Origin of the sequence: Streptomyces sp. NPDC057565 (genome assembly GCF_042801455.1) — a bacterium.
In the GTDB taxonomy this organism is placed as follows: Bacteria; Actinomycetota; Actinomycetes; order Streptomycetales; family Streptomycetaceae; genus Streptomyces; species Streptomyces yanii.
Genome location: NZ_JBHVFU010000025.1, coordinates 34561 through 50820, shown reverse-complemented (window position 1 = coordinate 50820; position 16260 = coordinate 34561). Strand labels below are relative to the sequence as shown.

Sequence of the window (16260 nt, the reverse complement as noted above, 5' to 3'; positions counted from 1 at the left end):
GAACGGTTCGGGGCATGCGATACAGACCTGAACCGACGGCTCGCCGGGCCCGGGCGGCGCTCGTGGCAGCACTCGTGGCGGCCTTCGTGACCGTGCTCACGATGCTGTGCGGTGCGGGCCGCGCCACCGCCGCGGACAACCCCACGCAGGACGGCGGGCGCGCGTGGCCGCTCGCGGGGCGTCCCGTGGTCGTACGGGGGTGGGAGCCGCCGGCCGGGGCTTACGTGCGGGGGCACCGTGGCGTCGACCTCGCCGCCGCTCCGGGTGCCCGGGTGCGAGCCGCCGCCGGCGGCCGGGTCTCGTTCGCGGGGCGCGTCGCGGGGCGGGGGGTGCTGTCGATCGAGGTGGCGGGCACCGGTGATCCGCCGCTGCGCACGACGTACGAGCCGGTGCGGGCACTGGTCCCGGAAGGTGACGAGGTCCGCGCCGGCCAGCCGGTCGCGGTCATGGAGGCCGGACCGTTCCACTGCGAGTCCGGGTGTCTGCACTGGGGGCTGCGGCGTGGTGACGCATATCTGGATCCGCTGTCGCTGCTGCCTCCGGCGCTGCTGCGGCGGGGTCCTTCGCGGCTGCTGCCAGTGTTCGGCGTACCGGAGCTGCGGGCGCCGGGCGCCGTCGGGTACACAGCCCCTGCCGTGTTCCTCGTCGCGGCGGCGACCGGATGCGGGCGTCAGCCCCGTACGCCTCGCAGGACCATGGCGACGGCGGTGTCAGCGATCACCTCGGGCGCCTCCGCCACGCCCAGTTCGATACGGCGCACGGCGGCGTCCACCGAGCCCTGCAGCAGCATCGCCGCCAGCCTCGGCTGTTCATGGCCGAGGTCACCGAGCGCCTCGACAATCATGGCGATCAGCCCGCCGTGGGCCGCCCGGATCTTCTCCCGTGCGCCTGCGTCCAGCTCGCTCGCCGAGATGGCGACAACAGCGCGGTGCCGCCGGTCCCCGACCAGATCGAGCTGGCGGCGTACATACGCCTCGATCTTCCCCTCGGGTGTCTGCGCCCGCTCCATCGCGTTCTCGACCTCGGCCGCCCAGACGGGGAAGTCGACGGCGCACAGCTCCTCGACGACGGCCGCGCGGGAACGGAAGTACTCGTAGACGGAAGAGCGCGCAAGGCCCGTGCGCTCGGCGAGAGCGGGGAAGGTCAACGCCTCCGTACCGCCCTCGGACAGCAGGGAGCGGGCAGCGTCCAGGAGGGCGCCGCGCTGCATGGTCCGGTGCTCGGCCACGGAGGCCGCTCGAATCCTGGGCACGGATCCACTCTACGGCGGCAGGTGTTCGAGAGGGGCGCGGGCAGCCGACATCGCCCGGCCGGACGCCTGCTCAACGTCCCGCGTCGGCCAGTTTCGCGCGGAGCTGCAGCACCGATTTGGTGTGGATCTGGCTGACCCGGCTCTCGGTCACCCCGAGCACGTTGCCGATCTCGGCGAGGGTGAGCCCCTCGTAGTAGTAGAGGGTGACGACCGTCTTCTCGCGGTCCGGGAGCGTGTTGATCGCCCGGGCGAGCAGCCGTCGGAGCTCGCGGTCCTCGGCTACCTCCACCGGATTGTCGGCGGCGGTGTCCTCAAGGGTGTCCATCAGACTCAGCCGGTCGCCACCCTCGCCGCCGACATGCAGCAGCTCCTCCAGCGCGACCACGTTCGCCAGCGACAACTGGCTGAAAACCGCATGCAGTTCTTCCAGGGCGATGCCCATCTCCGCCGCGACCTCCGCCTCGGACGGGGTACGCCGCAACTGCGCCTCCAGTGTCGCGTAGGCACGCTCCACGGCCCGCGCCTTCTGCCGTACGGAGCGCGGGATCCAGTCGAGCGCCCGGAGTTCGTCGATCATCGCGCCGCGGATGCGCGTGATCGCGTACGTCTCGAATTTGATGGCCCGTTCGATGTCGAACTTCTCGATCGCGTCGATCAGTCCGAAGACTCCCGAGGAGACGAAGTCCGCCTGCTCGACATTGGACGGCAGCCCCACGCTCACCCGGCCCGCGACGTACTTCACCAGCGGCGAGTAGTGAAGGATCAGCTGCTCCCGCAGCCGGCCGTCGCCCGTGGACTTGTACGAACGCCACAACTCGTCGAGCGAGGAGGGGGCAGGGGGACGCACAGTGCCACGCGCAGCGGGTGGCACTGCTGCGCGGTCAGACCCGGAGGTGTGCTGGGGCATGTGGTGCCTTGAGCCGTTCTGCTGTGAAGTGCTGGGGGACTTGTGTCTGAGTCGGATTCCTTGTGAGCGTAGCGTGACTGAAGCGTCGCGGTGCGCGCAGGATAAAGCATCGACGCCGGGTACTTCTGGGGGAACAGACACGACTACGCTCCGGGCCCGTCGCCTTTGCAGCGGTCCCGGAGGGGTCGCTGAAGGATCCGCCGAGGTCACCGGCATCACCTTTTCACCCGAATGCTCCAGGTCAAGGACCGCCTCGCCGCGCGCCCCCATTGCATGCCGACTACCGCGTCAATCGCCATCCATCGCCATCACGTTCGACGAACCCCAGTGAGTGGAGTTCGTACAACTTTCCGAGCGCTTCGTCGGTGCCGGTGCCCGCGGTGCGGGCGATGTCCCTCGCGTTGACGGAACCGCGGGAGGGCAGGGCGTCGAGGATTCGGGCGCAGACGGCGTCCAGCAGGTCCCTGGGAAGCAGAGGACCGCGTCGGGCGGGAGCGAGATCACCGATGTCCCCCACCAGTTCGGCCACCTCCGAGGCATCCGTGACCAGGACGCCTTCGCCCCGGAGCAGTTCATGGACACCGGCCGACAGTCCGCTGGTGGCGGGTCCCGGAACCCCCATGGTGAAGCGGCCGAGCTGCTGAGCCCTGCGCGCCGTGACCAGCGAACCGCTGCGGTACTGCGCCTCCACCACGACCGTTCCCCGCGTCAACGCGGCAATCACCCTGTTCCGAAGGACGAATCTGCTGCGTGTCGGATGATCGGACGGTGGCAACTCTCCGATGACCAGACCCTGTTCCGCCACGCGTCCGATCAGCTCGGCATGGCCTCGGGGATAGGCGACGTCGACGCCGCAGGCCAGAACCGCCATCGTCGCCCCGCCGGCCGCGAGTGCGCCACGGTGTGCCGCCCCGTCCACTCCGTACGCGGCGCCCGACACGACCACCCATCCCAGCTCCGCCAGCCCGGAAGCGAGGCTCGCCGCCATATGCGCCCCGTACGGAGTGCAGGCGCGTGCACCGACCACGGCGACGGAACGCAGCGCCCAGAGCCGCAGATCGGCCCGGCCCCGCACCCAGAGCGCGGTCGGCCTGGAGTCGCCCAGGTCGTCGAGCTGGCTGGGCCACTCCCGGTCACCGGGACAGACCAGGCGGCCGCCCACCGCGGCGACCGCCGAGAGGTCCCCCTCGGGCTCGGCCGACCCGACCCGCAACCGGTATCCGGCGAGCCGCTTCGGTGTCATGCCGCTCAGCTCTTCCGCGGTCCCGTCGCGGGACGCGAGCCGCCGCATCAGCTCGACGGCGCCGACTTGGCGCAGCCAGCGGCCACCGTGCTCGTCCCCCGGCTCCAGCACGCGGGTCAGCGCAGCCCGTGCCAGCCGCTCCCGCTCCCCCACCGTCCCCGGCGCGCGTACCGGTTGGCGGCCGCTCACCGCCTCCTGCCCAAGCCCTGGTGCGTGCTCTCCCACCGACTCCGGCGTCATCACGCCCCGCCCCTCGCCGTAGCCCCCCGGCGTCATGACGTCCCGCCCCGGGCCAAGGCTCCCCGGGCGATCCCGGTCCGTAGTTCCAGGGCCACCGCGATATCGGACGCCTCCGGGCGATCCGCGCCGCGCAGATCGGCGACGGTCCACGCCACCCGCAGCACCCGGTCGAGTCCCCGCGCGGTGAGCAGCCCCCGCTCCATGTCCCGTTCGGCCTCCATGAGTGCCCCCGGCGCGGCGAGCAGCCGGGTTCGCAGCTCATGGCCGGGTACCTCGCTGTTGGTGGTCCACCCCGTGCCCGCAAGCCGCGCTGCCGCCCGGGCCCTGGCTTCCCGTACGCGCGCCGCGACGACGGCCGTGGACTCGCCCCGGCCTCTGAGGCCCATGAGGTCCTCGCGCGTGACCGGTGCGACGACCACCCGCAGATCCACCCGGTCGAGCAGCGGCCCGGAGAGTCTCGCCTGGTAGCGGCGGACCGAAGAGGGCGGGCATTCGCAACCGGCGCCGGTGAGGGTGTGGCGCCCGCAGGGGCAGGGATTGGCCGCCAGCACCATCAGGAATCTGGCGGGCAGCCGCACCACTCCGGCGCTGCGCGCCACCACCACATGCCCCGACTCCAGCGGCTGACGCAGCGCGTCGAGCGCCCGGACGGAAAACTCCGGCGCCTCGTCCAGGAACAGCACACCCCTGTGGGCCAGGGAGACCGCCCCGGGCCTCGGTAGCCCGTTCCCCCCGCCGACCAGCGACTGCATCGTCGCCGAGTGGTGCGGCGCACAGTAGGGCGCCCGGGTGATCAGCGGCTCACCCGGCGGCAGGATGCCCGCCACCGAGTGCACCGCGGTCACCTCCAGGGATTCCTGCCGACTCAGCGTCGGCAGAATCGCGGACAGCCGCTCGGCCAGCATGGTCTTGCCCGCGCCCGGCGGTCCGGAGAGCAGCAGATGGTGCCCGCCCGCCGCTGCGACCGCGAGGGCCAGACGCGGCGTCTCCTGGCCGGCGACGTCCGCCAGGTCCGGGGGACGTCCCTCGCCCTGCGCTGAGACCCGTGCCAGTCCGCTGCCGATGCCCGCGCCCGGCACCATCAGCCCCGCCAGCATCGTGGAGGGGCGGCCTTCCTCGTCACCCTCCCGCTCGTCGGGGACCGGCTCGTCGCTGAGCACGGCGATCAACTGCCGCAGGCTCCGCACCCCGAGGACCGAGACGCCGGGCACCAGCGCCGCCTCGCCCGCGGTCTGTTCGGGCACGACGACCTTCCGGTACCCCGCCTCCGCAGCGGCAAGCACGGCAGGGAGCACACCGCGGACCGGCCGCACCCGGCCGTCGAGGCCGAGCTCCCCGATCATCACCACATCGGAGATGGCCGAGGGATCGATCCGCTCGGCCGCGCCGAGTACGGCACACGCGACAGCGAGATCGAAGCCGCTGCCTCCTTTGGGCACGGAAGCCGGGGAGAGCCCGACCGTGAGTTTCTTCTGCGGCCACTCCGCCCCGGAGTTGACCACGGCGGCCCTGACCCGGTCCCGACTCTCCACCAGGCTCTTGTCCGGCAGACCGACCAGGGTGAACGCCGCCACCCCCGGCTCCAGGTCCGCCTGGACCTCCACCACCACGCCTTCGACGCCGACCAGCGCCACCGAGCACGCCCGCGCGAACCCCATCAGGCCACCCCGCGCGCGTGCTCGACGACCGGCGCGCCCCGTCCGGGCAGCATCACGCCGATCAGATCGATCCGCACCCCGCCCGGCGGCGGGCCGCCGTTCCGGTCGAGCCAGATCTCGGCGAGCCGCCGCAACCGGTCCGCCTTCACCGGGCTGACGGCCGCCATCGGATGCTGGAACGCCCCCGCTCTGCGGGTCTTGACCTCGCAGACGACCAGCGCGTCCCCGTCCATCGCCACGATGTCGATCTCACCGGCGCGACAGCGCCAGTTCCGTTCCAGTACGGCCATGCCGGCGTCGGTCAGCAGCCGCGCCGCCAGATCCTCGCCGTACCGCCCGAGTGCCCCCCGTGCGTTCATTCGGCACCACCTCCGGCACCGACGATGACGCGTCCGAGCCCCGCTGGTGGATCTTGGTGGACAACTCGGCGGTTGTGGACAACCCGGCCACCCGAATGGACCGGCGACCGCCGCAGCGGCTCAGCTGCCCGGAAGTTCCAGATCGCTCTTGCTGAGTTCTTCGATGTTGACGTCCTTGAAGGTCAGGACGCGTACCTGCTTGACGAACCGGGCGGGCCGGTACATGTCCCAGACCCACGCGTCCGCCATGGACACCTCGAAGAAGACCTCACCCTGAACCGAGTGCACCTGCATCTCGTAGTCGTTGGTGAGGTAGAAGCGCCGTTCGGTCTCGATCACGTATTTGAACAGACCGACGACATCTCGGTACTCCCGGTAGAGCTTCAGCTCCATCTCGGTCTCGTACTTTTCGAGGTCCTCGGCGCTCATTGGCATGTTCCCCTTCAGCCGTGCGTCCACCTATTGTGCGCCAGGCTCCCGCGCCCCCGAAGGCTTAGGCGATTTCGGGGGCCAGGACCACTGGCGTACGCGGCGGACCCTCGTCGAGCAGCGTGCGCAGCAGCCCGGCGAGCCTGGTCGGGTACACCGTCTCACGCGCCACCGACAGTTCGCTGCAGGTCCACCACCTCAGGCCCGAGACACTGCGCTGTTCCAGCCCGGTGAGCCCGCTCAGTTCCGTGTCGGTCTGCGTGGTACGTGCCAGGTAGTACCACTCGTCCTGGTCCCAGCGCCGCCCGTCGAACGGGAAGGAGCAGATGCGCTGCCAGAGCACGGGGCCGAGCTCGACGTCCGTGATCCCGGTCTCCTCGGCGAGCTCGCGCAGCGCGGCCTCCTCGCGGGTCTCGTCGCCCTCCAGGCCACCTCCGGGCGTGAACCACCAGGTGGTGTCGGGATTGTCCGGTTCGTAGCCGTGCATCAGCAGAATGCGGTCGTCGGGGTCGAGCAGGATCACCCGGGCGACCTTCCGGATCTCAGCGGGCACCCGCAGGCACCTTCCCGCCCTGTTCGCGCCTGTTCCGTGCGGACCGCGCCGCGATCGGCCCGTACGCCGCGCCGCCGACGATGAGCACCACACCCGCCACCACGGCCCCGACCTGCAGCTTCAGCGGTCCGGGCTGCGACACCCCGCCGGGAAGAACCGCGAACGCCTGCGGTCGCTCGATCATCCCGTTCATCGGCCAGGCGACGGCGTCCACCCGGGCCCGCACGGCACTGCGCGGTACCGAGCCCTGCCCCGGGTCGTCGAGGTGGACCCGGGAGTCCAGGGAGCCGCTGCGCTCGTCGCCGAGGAGGAAGAGCTGCCCCTTGGGCACCTCCGCCGAGAAGTTCTTCACCGAGGCGAGGCTCTTCGTCTGCAGATACGGTTCCTCAATGGGCTTGCCGTTGACGGTGAGCCGGCCGTTCTTCTCGCAGCAGGCGATCAGGTCGCCGCCGATGCCCACGACCCGCTTCACCATGGGCATGTCGCCCCACGCGGGGTCCTTGAAGACCACCACGTCACCGCGGCGCACCTCGGCGCCGTCCACCCGCTCCGCGAGCACCCGGTCACCCGCGCGCACCGTCGGCGTCATCGATTCGGTCGGCACGGTGTACGGCTTGTACACCACCGCCGCCCAGGCGAATCCGCCGAGGAAGAGCACACAGCCGACGGCCACGGCCAGCCCGGACAGCATGCTGCCGAGCCGACCGTGGCCGTCACTCGTACGTCCTGTTCCACTCATCCCAGCGTCCCCCACCTCGGAGATCGACAATCGCTGATCCGAGTCGGCACCCTACCCGGCAGTACGCCCGGCGGTCAGCCTCCTGCGACGCCACAACACGAGCGGCAGCGCTCCGGCTACACCGAGTGCTCCCGGCGCCAGCCCCATCGCGGCGTTCAGCCCCGGCTGGTCGAAGGTGCTCGGAACCGGCAGGGTCGCCCAGCGGTTGATCGGCCATGCCACCACGATGGCCCGGCCGACCACCTCGTCCGTGGAGACCGTGCCCTGACCAGGCAGCTCCTGGTGGTAGCGGGAGTCCAGGGAGTTCTGGCGATGGTCGCCCATCACCCAGATACGGCCCTGGGGCACCGTGATCGGACCGAACGGCTCGTCGTTGCACGGGGTGTTCCCCGGGTAGATGAACGACTGCTCGTCCAGCGCCTTGCCGTTGACGACGACCGGCCCGTTCTTCCTGCACTCCACCGTGTCGCCGCCGACCGCGATGACCCGCTTGATCAGGTCCTTCTCCTCGGCGGACGGCATCAGCCCGATGAAGCTGAGGAACTTCTGCGCAAGGTTCGGCTGGGGCGTCGACTCGCCGTCCACCAGCCAGCCGCCCGGGTCGTGGAAGACCACGACCTCGCCGCGCTGCGGCTCGGAGCCGAACCAGGGGGTCAGCTTGTCGACCAGCACCCGGTCGCCCCGCTGGAGCGTGTTCTGCATCGAGTCCGAGGGAATCGAGAACGCCTGCACCAGAAACGTCTTGATCAGCAACGCCAGAATCAGCGCGATGCCGATGAGCAGGGGCAGCTCCTTCCAGAAGGAGCGTGGCTTCCCCGGAGCCCTGCCACCACCGTCCGGGGAGTCGCCGTCACTCTCCGCCCGGTCCGGCGTCACCTCGGCAGACCTTTCGCTCTCGGGCCGGTCCTCGGGTTCGTCGTGTCCGGATCGTGCGCCGACCGCCAAATCCCCCACATCCACTCCTCACTCCGTGCCACCGCCTGCCCCCTAGTCGGTGCAGGCCCACCACTCCCATAACGAGCGGGAGTTCCGCAGGGGTCGGGAGCCGGACCATTCCATTGAGGTCCTGGGACGACACACTATTCGACGGTGCGTACGCCACCGACGTCCCGGCGCGCGCGTCCGGGACCGAAGCGAACGTCTCGGGCTCTTCCAGTCCCCGCCAGTGCCCGAAGGGCCAGGCGATGACGACAGCCCGTCCCACGACCGCGTCCTCGGGGACCGTGCCGTGATCCGGCTCGTCCAGGTGGAAGCGCGAGTCGGCGGAATTGGAGCGGTGGTCGCCCATGACGAAGATTCGGCCGGCCGGAACCTTTACCTCGAATTTGAGCGTGGAGGGCGGATTTCCCGGATGAAGATAGGGCTCGTCGAGCGGTATGCCGTTGACGGTGACCCTGCCGTCCTTGTCGCAGCACTTCACGGTGTCACCGCCGACGGCGATCACCCGCTTGATCAGATCCTGTTCGTCGTCGGACGGCAGCAGCCCGATGAAGGTCAGCACTTCCTTCACCTGTTTGACGACGACGGGCGGATCCTGCTTCGCGACGTTCTCCTGCCGCAGCCAGCTTCCCGGATCCTTGAAGACGACCACGTCGCCGCGGTGGGGCTTGGATCCGAACCAGGGCGTCAGCTTGTCCACCAGCACCCGGTCGCCGATCCGGATCGTCTGCTCCATCGACCCGGACGGGATCACGAAGGCCTGCACCAGGAACGTCTTGAGGACGAGCGCGATGAGCAGCGCCACGGTGATGAGGAGGGGTATCTCCTTCACGGCGGACCTGCGCCGCCGCCGTTTGACCCGGCGCGCCAGCTTGCGCCGCTCCGCCCGGGTCGGCAGGGAGCGCGCGGCCGTCGGCCTGGTGCCGGTCGGCAGCGGAACGTCGGCGTCCGACCCGCCGCTCGCCCGTCCGCGGTTACCCATGCGTGCCGCCCGGTATCCGTACGGAGTCGAAGGCGCCGGTCTTCGGGATCGATCCCAGCCGGCCCAGCGGCCAGCCGATCCAGTCCACCCGGCCGATGACCATGTCGACCGGCACCATGCCGCCGCCGGGCTCTCCGAGATGGTCACGGGAGTCGCGGGAGTTGCTCCGGTGATCGCCCATCATCCACAGCGTGCCGTCGGGGACGACGATGTCGAAGGCCACCCGGGACGGGTCGTCGCCGGAATGGAGATACTCCTCGTCCAACGGCGTCCCGTTCACCTCGATCCTGCCCTGCTTGTCGCAGCAGACCACCCGGTCGCCTCCCACGCCCACCACCCGCTTCACGAAGTCGGTCTCGGCAGGTTCCGCCAGCCCCAGGGACGCTGCCGCGCCGTGCAGCAGCCCGGTGACGGGGTTCTCGGCGGGTGCCACCTGGACGAAGGAGCCGGTGCCGTCGAAGACCACTACGTCACCGCGGTGCGGTACGGAGCCGAAACGGTACGCCAGTTTGTTGACGAGCACCCGGTCCCCCACCCGCAGGGTGGACTCCATCGAGCCGCTGGGGATCAGGAACGGCTGCAGCACATAGGTACTGAAGAGCAGCAGGAAGACCGAGCAGACAGCGCCGAGGAAGGCCGCACGCCGCCACGACAACGAGGCGAACCGGTCCGGGATACGCGAAGAGCGCGACCTCTCCTCCGCCCCTGCTTCGGGTGCGGAGGAGCGGTCGCGCTCCGTGTGCTTTGCTTCCGTGTCCATCGGAGCCAGAGCTTATCCGGCCGAGCCGCGGAGCTGGGAGTTAGCTCAGTTGTCGCGCTTCTCCTTGATCTTCGCGGCCTTGCCGCGCAGCTCACGGAGGTAGTACAGCTTGGCGCGACGGACGTCACCGCGGGTGACGAGCTCGATCTTCTCGAAGATCGGGCTGTGCACCGGGAAGGTGCGCTCGACGCCGACGCTGAAGGAGACCTTGCGGACCGTGAAGGTCTCGCTGACGCCAGAGCCCTGGCGGCGGATGACTACGCCCTTGAACTGCTGGATACGGGAGCGGTTGCCCTCGATCACTCGCACGTGGACGTTGACGGTGTCACCGGGACGGAACGCCGGAACGTCCGTACGCAGGGAAGCGGCGTTGACGCCATCGAGCAGGGAAGCCATGTTGTCTGCTTTCTTCGCCGATGCCACAGGTCATCGACGGGAGATCGTAAGGAGATGGGGCGCTGATCGCGTCGGGCGGGCGTCGTTCCCCCTGTGGCAGGGGCGCACACCGGACGTACAGCAGCGGCTTATTCTTCCACGGCTTCGGGCCTGCGCCAAAATCGGCCACCGGGCTCCGGGGACCAGCCGAGGATGGAGAGGATCTCACGGTCCTTCTTGTCGAAGGCGCTCGCCTCGCAGCGCTCGATCAGATCGGGCCGGTTGAGCGCGGTGCGGCGGAACGCCTCGTCCCGCCGCCAGCGCGCGATCTTCCCGTGATGACCGCTGAGCAGGACGTCCGGAATGCCCCGGCCGCGCCACTCGGGGGGCTTGGTGAAGACCGGCCCCTCCAGCAGATCGGCCATGGCGCCGGGCGCGAAGGAGTCGTCGCGGTGCGACTCGACGTTACCGAGCACGCCGGGCAGCAGCCGGGCGACCGCCTCCGTGATCACCAGTACGGCGGCTTCCCCGCCGGCCAGCACGTAGTCCCCGATGGAGACCTCGACGACCGGCATCCGCGTGGCGTACTCGTCCATCACCCGACGGTCGATGCCCTCGTAGCGGGCCGGGGTGAAGATCAGCCACGGTCGCTCGGAGAGCTCCACGGCGAGCTTCTGGGTGAACGGGCGGCCGCTGGGCGTCGGCACCACGAGCACCGGAGAGTGCGCCCCCGCCTCGTACCCGTCCGCCAGTGCCTCGTCCAGGGCGTCGCCCCACGGCCCGGTCTTCATGACCATGCCGGGACCGCCGCCGTACGGGGTGTCGTCGACCGTGTTGTGCCGGTCGTAGGTCCAGTCCCGCAGATCGCGCACGTGCACATCGAGGCGCCCTCGGGCGCGGGCCTTGCCGACGAGCGAGACGTTCAGCGGTTCCAGGTACTCGGGAAAGATCGTGACGACGTCGAGCCGCATCAGGCTTCGTTCTCCTGCTCGGCGGCCTCGTCGTCCCTCGCGGAGGCGACCACGGCCTGGCTGTCGTCGATCAGGCCGGGCGGCGGGGTGATGACCGCGCGCTGCCCCTCCAGATCGATCTCGGTGACGATCTCCTCGACGAACGGAATCATCACCTCGCTGCCGTCCGGGCGCTCGACGATGAAGAGGTCCTGGGACGGCAGGTGCGAGATCTCGGTGATCCGGCCGATCTCGGTGCCGTCGGCGAGAACCACATCGAGGTCGATGAGCTGGTGGTCGTAGAACTCCTCGGGGTCCTCCGGAAGTTCCGCCGGGTCGACGTCGGCGATCAGCAGGGTGTTCCGGAGTGCCTCGGCCGCCGTACGGTCCCGTACGCCCTCGAACCGCAGCAACAGCCTGCCACTGTGCACCCGGCCGGCCTCGATCGTCAGCGGTCCGTTCGCGGCCGGGTCGGTGGTGAGTACGGCCCCGGGGCCGAGCCTGAGCTCCGGCTCGTCCGTGCGTACCTCGACGGTGACCTCGCCCTTGATGCCGTGGGCGCGGCCGATCCGCGCAACTACCAGCTGCACCTTGTGTCTCTCCTGTCATACGACGACGGGCCGGGGCGGGCGCATGGCCCTCCCCGGCCCGTGCCGGTGTTCAACTCTGTCAGCGAACCTGGTCCACGTCGACGAGGTCGACGCGGATGCCACGGCCGCCGATGGCGCCCACGACGGTTCGCAGCGCGCGTGCGGTGCGGCCGTTGCGGCCGATCACCTTGCCGAGGTCATCGGGGTGAACCCTGACCTCCAGCACACGACCACGGCGCAGGTTGCGCGAGGCGACCTGCACATCGTCGGGGTTGTCGACGATGCCCTTCACGAGGTGCTCGAGAGCCTCCTCGAGCATGCTCAGGCCTCGGTCGACTCGGCGGGCGCGGCAGCGTCAGCAGCCTCGTCAGCCTTCTTGTCGGACTTCTTTGCCTTCTGCGTGATGGCCTCGCCCTTGGACTCCTCGCCGGTGTCCTTGGCCAGGGCCTCGAACAGGGCGCGCTTGTCAGCCTTGGGCTCCGGCTGCAGCAGCGGCGCGGGGGCCGGGAGACCCTTGTGGGCCTGCCAGTCACCGGTGAGCTTCAGGATCGCGAGAACCGGCTCGGTCGGCTGGGCGCCGACAGACAGCCAGTACTGCGCACGCTCCGAGTTGACCTCGATGCGCGAGGGGTTCTGCACCGGGTGGTACAGGCCGATCTCCTCGATGGCCCGGCCGTCACGGCGGGTACGGGAGTCGGCGACGACGATGCGGTAGTGAGGCGAACGGATCTTGCCCAGACGCTTCAGCTTGATCTTGACTGCCACGGAAGTGGTGTCTCCTGGTCTATGACGTGGTTGGGCACAACGAAGATGCCACGTGGGGTTGCGGTACTCGGGTGCCCGATGGACGCGTCAGCCGGAGGAGAGAGGGGTCCTGTGCGACTGTCGAGTACAGCTTGCCATTGTGCCACACCACGTCGGGTCACCCCACCGCGACCGCTGCTTCCGGGATACGGAACGGCTTCCCGCAGCCCCCGCAGACGATCGGCGCCTGGGCGAGGACCGAGGGAACGACCCGGACGTTGCGTCCGCAGTCGCAGACGGCCTTGACCCGCACGCCTCCACCGGAGGAGCCGTGCCGGGCGGCGGGCCCACGGAAGGAGCGCTTGGTGTCGGCGGCGGTGGCGACCGTGTGCGCCTTGAGGGCGCGCTGCAGCCGCTCGATCGTCGGGCGGTACCTCCGCTTCGCCTCGGGATTGAGCGTGACCAGCGAGAAACCACTGCTGGGGTGGGGTTCCTCGGCATGGTCGAGGCCCAACTCCTCGGCGATCGCGAGGAATCTGCGGTTGTGGTAGCGGCCGGCGCGGGAGGTGTCGCGGACACCTCGTGCGGCGGCGATTCCATGGACTGCCTCATGCAGCAGTCGCTCGAAGGAGAGCTCGGCGCCACAGGCGGACGACGACTCTCCGATCAGGGACTCTGGCGCGGCAAGATCGGGCAGCTCGGGGTGGTACCGCTGAATGTCGGCCCACGCCTGTGCCAGCTCTGCGGCAAGTACAGGTGGTGTCGTGCTCACGTCGTGACAACGAGCGCGAGTGCCCCGGTGTTCCTATTCCGGGGCATCCCAAATAAATTGCACGTACCAGTCAGTTGCCGTTGATGCGCCCTGACGAGGGCGGGTGCGCCGATCTGTGGAGAACTCTCACAGCTCACACCAAGGTGGTACGTAGTGCCGGGTACGCCCCGGTGCGTAGACAATGCCCACGCGCCGGGGTTCCGACGGCTCCAGGAGCGCCAGGGGGCCTCAGTAGGCGCGGGCCACGACGGCGACACTACCCGGGGCGTCGTCCGACTCCGGCACCGACCCGTCCTCGGCCACCAGACACCGCACCGACGCCCCGTGCTCCGCGAGCCGGGCCTCCCCCGCCGGGCCGAGAACATCCCACGCAATACGCGCCCAGCCACCCGCTGCCGCCGCCTCCGCGGCCTCGTCGACGGTGGACACCTCGCTGGTACGGGACTCGCGGCGGGCCCGGGACTCGCGCAGCAGCGTCGCCTGGTCCTCCTCCAGGACCGCCGGGAGCAGGGCCGGCAGTGCCTCGATCGCGACCGGCTCCTTCCCGCCCGGGATGCGGCGGGCCAGCATCGCGGTGCCGTTCTCCAGGTCCCGCGGACCGATCTCGATCCGTACGGGCACGCCCTTCAGCTCCCAGTCGACCGCGCGGCGGCCGAACGGGGTGTCGGTCCGGTCGTCGATCCGGACCCTGATCCCGGCCTCGCGCAGCCGGTCGCCGATCTCACGGACCGCGGTCAGTACCGCCTCGTCCCCCTTGATCGCGAGGACGACCACCTGCACGGCGGCGAGCCGCGGCGGGACGCGGAGCCCCCGGTCGTCACCGTGGGACATGATCAGGCCGCCGACCATCCGGGTCGAGGAGCCCCAGGAGGTCTGCCAGACCAGCTCCTGCACGCCCTCCCGGGACAGGTACTCGGTGTGGAACGCCTTGGCGAAATTGGTGCCGAGCTCATGGCTCGTACCCATCTGCAGGGCCTTGCCGTCGCCCATCATCGATTCGAGCGTGAGGGTGTTGATGGCGCCCGCGAACCGTTCGCTCGGGGTCTTGCGGCCGAGCACCACATCGATGCCCAGGACCTGGGTCATGAAGTCCGCGTAGACGTCCCGGTGGATGTACGCGGCGTAGTCGCGGGCGTCCTCGTAGGTCGCGTGGGCCGTGTGCCCCTCCTGCCAGAGGAACTCGGTCGTACGGAGAAAGACCCGCGGACGCATCTCCCAGCGGACGACGTTCGCCCACTGGTTGATCAGCAGGGGCAGATCCCGGTAGCTCTGCACCCATTTCGAGAAGTACTCATTGATGATCGTTTCGGACGTCGGCCGCACCACCACGGGCTCTTCGAGGTCCTTCCCGCCGCCGTGGGTGACGATGGCCAGCTCGGGTGCGAAGCCCTCGACGTGCTGGGCCTCGCGTGTCAGGTAAGACTGGGGGATGAAGAGCGGGAAGTAGGCGTTCTGGGCGCCCGCGTCCTTGATGCGGGTATCCATCTCCTGCTGCATCCGCTCCCACAGGCTGTATCCGTACGGTCGGATGACCATGGTGCCGCGCACCGGGCCGTTGTCCGCAAGTTCGGCCTTGTTGATCAGATCCTGGTACCAGCGGGGAAAGTCCTCGGCCTGGGGTGTGAGAACGGGTGCTTTTGCCATGGCGCGCATCGTACGGCGACATCGCCTGTCCCACGGAGTGACGGGACCGGTCACGGCCGACTGTCTGCGGGGGCGCACGACCGAGGCGCACAACCATTGCCCTCCGCCCTCTGGACGCGGCCCCGGATGCGCAGTTCTCTGACATACGGGGGGAGTGCGGGCACGCACACGCGGGGGCCGTCCATCACTCGGGAACGACCTACCTCTCGGCGGATTGGGGCGCTTTCCATGACACCAACGCTCGTCCGGCACCACGGGCAGACGGATCCGTCCGCCCCGATGGACCCCGGAACCCGTGCTCGTGACTGGGCCGAGATCCAGGAGCGGATGCTCGCGCCGCTGTACGAAGCGGTGTACGACCGGCTCGAAGTCGGAGCCGGTACGCGGATGCTCTCCCTCGGCTGCGGCTCCGGGCTCGCGCTGCTGATCGCGGCCGCCCGCGGGGCGCGCGTGACCGGGGTCGACACCGACCGTGAACGCCTTGATCTGGCCCGCGAACGGCTGCTGCCGGAAGCGGCGTGGGACGGCGGCCCCGATCCGGCCCCGGCCGGGCCGCCCCAACTCTTCGCCGGTGATCCGTCCGCCGTCGCACCGGCCGACGGTGTCCCGTACAACCTGCTCACCGTGTTCTCCCCGATCGGCTGTTCGGCGGGTGACTCCGAAGGGCTGCTGCCCGCCCTGGAGTCCGCCCTGCCGCTGCTCGCCCGGGGCAGCTCGGTGGTGCTGACCGGCTGGGGTCCACCTGAGCGGTGCGCGACAGCGGCGGTGCTCCGGGTGGCGGCCCGGCTCACCGACGGGGCCCGGACGCCCCGCGCGGGCGGGTGGCGCCCGGCGCGCAGGGACGATCTGGAGGACGTGGCGTTCCGGGCCGGACTGAATCCGAACGGCTCGGGGCGGGTGGCGTGCCCGTTCGGCTACGCGGACCTGGACAGTGCGGTGCGTGGGCTGCTGTCGACGCGGCTGTTCGATGCGGCGGTGCGGGCGACGGACCGCTTCCAGGTGGAGAAGGAGGTCGCGGAGGCACTGCACCCGCACCGGCGCCAGGACGGCACGGTGTGGATGCCGAATGTCTTCCGCTATCTCGTCTGCACCTCCTGAAGCCGGTGCGAACCGCGGTGGGGCGG

19 protein-coding genes and 1 pseudogene are annotated in these 16260 nt (G+C 70.0%); 2 read left to right on the top strand and 18 right to left on the bottom strand.

What is annotated here, in order from left to right:
- Positions 1–14: 14 nt before the first annotated feature.
- Positions 15–596: pseudogene (locus tag ACFU8W_RS31710) on the top strand (murein hydrolase activator EnvC family protein); the annotation flags it as partial.
- A 74-nt stretch (positions 597–670) separates the two neighbouring features.
- Here ACFU8W_RS31710 and ACFU8W_RS31705 read toward each other — a convergent pair.
- From ACFU8W_RS31705 to proS, 18 genes are all read right to left on the bottom strand, one after another.
- Entirely contained in the window at positions 671–1228 is a 558-nt protein-coding gene (locus ACFU8W_RS31705; protein WP_384044481.1) for a TetR/AcrR family transcriptional regulator, read from the bottom strand.
- A 94-nt stretch (positions 1229–1322) separates the two neighbouring features.
- Entirely contained in the window at positions 1323–2159 is an 837-nt protein-coding gene (gene whiG / locus ACFU8W_RS31700; RefSeq protein ID WP_266981018.1) for an RNA polymerase sigma factor WhiG, read from the bottom strand.
- A gap of 280 nt (positions 2160–2439) precedes the next feature.
- Complete coding sequence (dprA, locus tag ACFU8W_RS31695) at positions 2440–3642, bottom strand: DNA-processing protein DprA (protein ID WP_384044478.1); 1203 nt, start codon at positions 3640–3642, stop codon at positions 2440–2442.
- A 32-nt stretch (positions 3643–3674) separates the two neighbouring features.
- Positions 3675–5300: an ATP-binding protein gene (locus ACFU8W_RS31690; RefSeq protein ID WP_345510612.1), complete on the bottom strand. Its 1626-nt coding sequence runs from the start codon at positions 5298–5300 to the stop codon at positions 3675–3677.
- A complete protein-coding gene (locus ACFU8W_RS31685; protein WP_266981022.1) occupies positions 5300–5659 on the bottom strand; it encodes a YraN family protein in 360 nt (119 codons plus the stop codon). Before ACFU8W_RS31685 ends, ACFU8W_RS31690 begins: the two co-directional genes overlap by 1 nt.
- A 120-nt stretch (positions 5660–5779) precedes the next feature.
- Entirely contained in the window at positions 5780–6088 is a 309-nt protein-coding gene (locus ACFU8W_RS31680; protein ID WP_055699425.1) for a DUF2469 domain-containing protein, read from the bottom strand.
- Between the two features lie 64 nt (positions 6089–6152).
- Positions 6153–6641, bottom strand: a complete 489-nt coding sequence (locus ACFU8W_RS31675) for an NUDIX hydrolase (RefSeq protein WP_384044374.1) — start codon at positions 6639–6641, stop codon at positions 6153–6155.
- Complete coding sequence (gene lepB, locus ACFU8W_RS31670; protein ID WP_384044371.1) at positions 6631–7380, bottom strand: signal peptidase I; 750 nt, start codon at positions 7378–7380, stop codon at positions 6631–6633. The genes ACFU8W_RS31675 and lepB (ACFU8W_RS31670) overlap by 11 nt, the downstream gene beginning before the upstream one ends.
- Positions 7381–7431: 51 nt before the next feature.
- Positions 7432–8325 carry a signal peptidase I gene (lepB, locus tag ACFU8W_RS31665; protein ID WP_384044475.1) on the bottom strand — a complete coding sequence of 298 codons (894 nt, stop codon included), beginning with the start codon at positions 8323–8325 and terminating at the stop codon, positions 7432–7434.
- A complete protein-coding gene (gene lepB, locus ACFU8W_RS31660; protein ID WP_384044368.1) occupies positions 8231–9301 on the bottom strand; it encodes a signal peptidase I in 1071 nt (356 codons plus the stop codon). Before lepB (ACFU8W_RS31660) ends, lepB (ACFU8W_RS31665) begins: the two co-directional genes overlap by 95 nt.
- Positions 9294–10061, bottom strand: coding sequence for a signal peptidase I (lepB, locus tag ACFU8W_RS31655; protein ID WP_384044365.1), 768 nt, complete (start codon positions 10059–10061; stop codon positions 9294–9296). The genes lepB (ACFU8W_RS31660) and lepB (ACFU8W_RS31655) overlap by 8 nt, the downstream gene beginning before the upstream one ends.
- 45 nt (positions 10062–10106) lie before the next feature.
- Positions 10107–10457, bottom strand: coding sequence for a 50S ribosomal protein L19 (gene rplS, locus ACFU8W_RS31650; protein ID WP_093899094.1), 351 nt, complete (start codon positions 10455–10457; stop codon positions 10107–10109).
- Between the two features lie 128 nt (positions 10458–10585).
- Positions 10586–11407 carry a tRNA (guanosine(37)-N1)-methyltransferase TrmD gene (gene trmD / locus ACFU8W_RS31645; protein WP_384044362.1) on the bottom strand — a complete coding sequence of 274 codons (822 nt, stop codon included), beginning with the start codon at positions 11405–11407 and terminating at the stop codon, positions 10586–10588.
- Entirely contained in the window at positions 11407–11976 is a 570-nt protein-coding gene (rimM, locus tag ACFU8W_RS31640; protein WP_384044359.1) for a ribosome maturation factor RimM, read from the bottom strand. Before rimM ends, trmD begins: the two co-directional genes overlap by 1 nt.
- Positions 11977–12055: 79 nt before the next feature.
- Positions 12056–12295, bottom strand: a complete 240-nt coding sequence (locus tag ACFU8W_RS31635; RefSeq protein ID WP_005311361.1) for an RNA-binding protein — start codon at positions 12293–12295, stop codon at positions 12056–12058.
- A gap of 2 nt (positions 12296–12297) precedes the next feature.
- A complete protein-coding gene (rpsP, locus tag ACFU8W_RS31630; RefSeq protein WP_037689851.1) occupies positions 12298–12741 on the bottom strand; it encodes a 30S ribosomal protein S16 in 444 nt (147 codons plus the stop codon).
- A 157-nt stretch (positions 12742–12898) separates the two neighbouring features.
- The gene (locus tag ACFU8W_RS31625) at positions 12899–13492 is read right to left on the bottom strand and encodes a hypothetical protein (RefSeq protein ID WP_030928573.1); all 594 of its coding nucleotides are present in this window, start codon (positions 13490–13492) and stop codon (positions 12899–12901) included.
- Positions 13493–13720: 228 nt separating this feature from the next.
- Positions 13721–15136, bottom strand: a complete 1416-nt coding sequence (gene proS / locus ACFU8W_RS31620) for a proline--tRNA ligase (protein WP_384044356.1) — start codon at positions 15134–15136, stop codon at positions 13721–13723.
- A 228-nt stretch (positions 15137–15364) separates the two neighbouring features.
- On the opposite strand from proS, the gene ACFU8W_RS31615 reads away from it, so the two are divergent.
- Positions 15365–16234 (top strand): methyltransferase domain-containing protein, encoded by an 870-nt coding sequence (locus ACFU8W_RS31615; RefSeq protein ID WP_384044353.1) that lies wholly within the window; start codon positions 15365–15367, stop codon positions 16232–16234.
- The last annotated feature ends 26 nt before the right edge of the window (positions 16235–16260 follow it).